The sequence below is a fragment of the Methylocystis sp. genome, from assembly GCF_050246715.1.
Classification (GTDB): Bacteria; Pseudomonadota; Alphaproteobacteria; order Rhizobiales; family Beijerinckiaceae; genus Methylocystis.
In genome coordinates this window covers 1-3295 of the sequence record NZ_JBFWVN010000114.1, presented here as the reverse complement: position 1 = coordinate 3295, position 3295 = coordinate 1, and the positions used below count along the sequence as shown (strand labels likewise).

The window sequence follows — 3295 nt, the reverse complement described above, 5'->3', positions numbered from 1 at the left end:
GTCCCGTTCGCGGCTCGCGAGTCCCATTTTTTCAAGGGTTCGGAGGCGCGCCATGAAGAGCCTCAATCGGAAGCGGTCATAGACGGTCTTCGGCCGGCCGAGATCGACGACGCCGTCCGTCGTCAATTCCTGGAGTTCGCGATCGATCGAGGTGAAGCGCTCTTTCGCCGCCTCGCGCATGCGGGCGTTCGCGATGTCGATATCGCGCCGCTCGCCCAATTCAAGCGTCGCCAATTCCTCAGCCCGCCGCCGGAACCCGTGAGTGATGTAATTGCGCGCGATAACGAGGTCATTGCCGTCATCGGCGCGACCTCTAAGAACGATATGGACATGCGGGTGATCGGTGTCGTGGTGATTGACGGCGACCCATTGGAGCCTGGTGCCGAGATCCCTTTCAGCGGCGGTCATAACATCACGCGTGAATTTATTGAGATCTTCGAGCTCGCCCGCCTCTTCCGGCGACAGGATGATCCGGAACTGGTGACGATCGCTTTTCCCCTCGTCAAGGAACGCCTCGCCGTCGACGACGTCCTGGGTCGGTCCGTAGAGGTTGCCCGGCGTTCCGTCTTTTTCGGCGCCGTCGCGCTGGATGTATTTCAAATGCGCGCGCGCTTTAGGCAGGCCGTTCTTGCCGAGCCGCACCGACCGAATCTTCACCGCTACGCGGCGTGAGCGGAATTTTGCGAAGGGAGACCCGCGCATCTTGAGGCTGGCGCCGACGCCGGCGCCGCGCCCGATCCGCGCGCCTGAAAAATTCGCGGCTGATCGTTTTGCGAAGGCGCCAGGCCGCGCCTTCTCCATGCGGGCGTAGAGTTTGCCAAGATAGCGTTTCGCGGCGCGCCCGCCTGACGAGCGAATGCGGCCCAATCTCGGGCGGAACTCTTCGTCAGCGCTCATGGTTTTGCGCGGCGCCAATTGGCGCCACTCACATCATCAATGGCGCCATAAAAAGTGACGTGCAGACCCGCTTTGCGCGCCCCTTGGCGCCAAAGCTTTAATCTTGCCTTACGCCCACCTCCTCTCCTCCGTCCTCTGATCATCATTACGCGCCTCTCACCCATACGGCCCTCGCAACGCCGATCACCTCGTCCGCTTTCGTCGCCCCGAAATATCGCCCGTCGAGCGACCTTTCATGGTCGTTGAGGAGAAAGATTTCGTCTTTCTGCAGCACAAAGCAGCCGTTCCATTGAGGCAATTCGCGCCCGAAAGAATCGGAAATTCTCGCCTCGGCGACGTAAGTTTCGTTGATGAATATCGCTGCAGATTTGCGGCAGATTTCGTCGCCGGGAAGCGCCGCAACCCGCTTCAGGAGCGGGATATTCTCCGGCAAATAACCGCGCCCAACGATGAACTTTTCGAGCGTCACGTCAGGCGAAACGAGCGCATAAACGCCGATTTCGGGCGGGCGGTTCTCGATCCGATAAAGCCCGATGGGCGCGCTCGCCGAGGCGTTCCAGACGAGAATCGGCGCGAATTGGACGACGCCAGCGAGCAAAATCGCAGCAATCGATCCGCAAGAGAGGGTGATAATCCTGCCGGCCCCGCGTTTCATGAGTCGGTCTTTTTCGAAGTCGATGAATAGCGGCGAAGCCTCGACCAGCGATCGAGATCATGGACGTGATAAACGACGGAGCCGCCATGCTTTCGATAGGCGGGACCGCCGCCGTCGCTCCTGAAATGCTCAAGCGCCCGAACGCTGCAGCGAAGGTAAAGCGCCGCTTCATCGGTGCACAGATAGGGGCTCTCGATCTTCGAATGAAGCGATGGCGATTCAAGAATATTCTTGTCTGAAACCCCGTTCGAAACCGGTTTTCCGCTTGCGCTCCTGGTCATGTCGTTCCGAGCCCCTCGCAATCCATGACGATGATTGTGCCGCTTGCGGGCTCAATTCCGGAACTCGTCCCTATTCAAAAATCGAGGGGTTCTATTCATTTTTCGGGGGGTCTTATTCTGCAGGCGAATAACCTATTCGCGGAGCGAATAATCGTCCGTAGGCCCGCGCAGATTCTCCTTATTGGTGTGCCGAATTTCATCAATTCGGCTTGCCAAACTGGCGTTCAGCCCGCACAATTTCTCATAATTCGGGGGTAGCGTTTCGATGCTCGAATTCGGCTCGTTGTTGCGCGTATTCCGGTCTGAATGGCGATTGTCGCAGACCGAGATGGCTGAACTCTTGTGCATCAGCCAGCCGGTTTATTCTCGCGTGGAAGCGGGGCGTCGCGCCATCCCGATGCGGGCGCTGCAGCGCATCGCCGACTATTGCGATACGACGATTCAAACGCTCATTCTCGCGCATCTGCTGCTCGATGAAAACATCGCCGCGATCGCGAATGACCCGCCGGACGGCGCATCGAAAGCCTTGCTAAGAATGGCCGAACACTATCGCCAGGCCTTTCCGGACGGCGTCAAGGACGCTGCGGCGCTCGGGCTTTTGTACGATTGCGCCCAAATGAACCGTTGAGAAGAATTCAGAAGGGATAAAGACCCCAGTGACAAAGACGAACACAGGCTTTATGGACGGTTCCGCCATCGCTGCTGGCGGCGACGATTTCATGAAGCTCGATCTATTCGACGGCGCGCTCTGGAAAGAAAAACTTTCCGGCGAAACCCCGGACGGGGCGGTCACAGTGACCTTGTCGACCGGCAAGAAAGTGACGGTGAATTCCCGTCTCTTAGGGCTCCTGCGCGTCCTCGCCGACGAGCTCGCCAAGGCCGAGACCGGCGTTCACTGATCCTCATTGAACAAATGAAAAAGGCCGGAGCGAGACCGCCCCGGCCGAAGTCGATGTTCGTAAAGAGCGGTCAGATTTGGTCGAGTCGCGAAGCCGTTCAATGAAAATTCAGCGACAAGACTCACGTAGATCGCGCGACTTTTGTAATGACCGCCTGCGCCTTTGGAAGCGTTGCGCCGCCCGTTTTTCCGATCCGGCCCAGCGTCAAGCGACGACGAATCTGACCCGCCAGTCGGTGATCGGCTCTTTCGATTTTCGCTGCAGGCGGAGGATATGAATGCGGAACAGCGAACAACCGATGAGATAAAGCAGCACGATCTCGAAGAGACGATTGGCGACGAACAGCGTCGCATAGGTCGAAAGCCCGACCGACTGCGAAAAGACGAGAAAAGTGATCTCGAAGAGGAGAAGGATGCAGAGCGGCGCCGGGAATATCGAGACCTTCGCCATGCGCCAGAAATGATAGGCGATGATCGTGTCATACATGACGGCGTCCAGGAAATACCCCGAGATATTGAGATAGAAGAACGAGAAGATGCCGAATACCCAGCCCATGCCGATGA

At 58.0% G+C, this 3295-nt stretch carries 6 protein-coding genes; 2 read left to right on the top strand and 4 right to left on the bottom strand.

The features are described from left to right. From AB7I51_RS17880 to AB7I51_RS17870, 3 genes are all read right to left on the bottom strand, one after another. Window positions 1-897: relaxase/mobilization nuclease domain-containing protein (locus AB7I51_RS17880; protein WP_428406390.1), on the bottom strand; the 897-nt coding region annotated here is incomplete at its 3' end. Between the two features lie 145 nt (window positions 898-1042). Next, a complete protein-coding gene (locus AB7I51_RS17875) occupies window positions 1043-1552 on the bottom strand; it encodes a S26 family signal peptidase (protein ID WP_428406389.1) in 510 nt (169 codons plus the stop codon). Further along, a complete protein-coding gene (locus tag AB7I51_RS17870; protein WP_428406388.1) occupies window positions 1549-1833 on the bottom strand; it encodes a helix-turn-helix domain-containing protein in 285 nt (94 codons plus the stop codon). Before AB7I51_RS17870 ends, AB7I51_RS17875 begins: the two co-directional genes overlap by 4 nt. A gap of 265 nt (window positions 1834-2098) precedes the next feature. Here AB7I51_RS17870 and AB7I51_RS17865 point away from each other — a divergent pair, with 265 nt between their 5' ends. Together AB7I51_RS17865 and AB7I51_RS17860 are read left to right on the top strand one after the other, a co-directional pair. Then, a complete protein-coding gene (locus tag AB7I51_RS17865) occupies window positions 2099-2461 on the top strand; it encodes a helix-turn-helix domain-containing protein (RefSeq protein ID WP_428406387.1) in 363 nt (120 codons plus the stop codon). Between the two features lie 28 nt (window positions 2462-2489). Continuing rightward, the gene (locus tag AB7I51_RS17860) at window positions 2490-2732 is read left to right on the top strand and encodes a hypothetical protein (protein WP_428406386.1); all 243 of its coding nucleotides are present in this window, start codon (window positions 2490-2492) and stop codon (window positions 2730-2732) included. A gap of 204 nt (window positions 2733-2936) precedes the next feature. Here the strand turns inward: AB7I51_RS17860 and AB7I51_RS17855 are convergent. Continuing rightward, window positions 2937-3295: hypothetical protein (locus AB7I51_RS17855; protein ID WP_428406385.1), on the bottom strand; the 359-nt coding region annotated here is incomplete at its 5' end.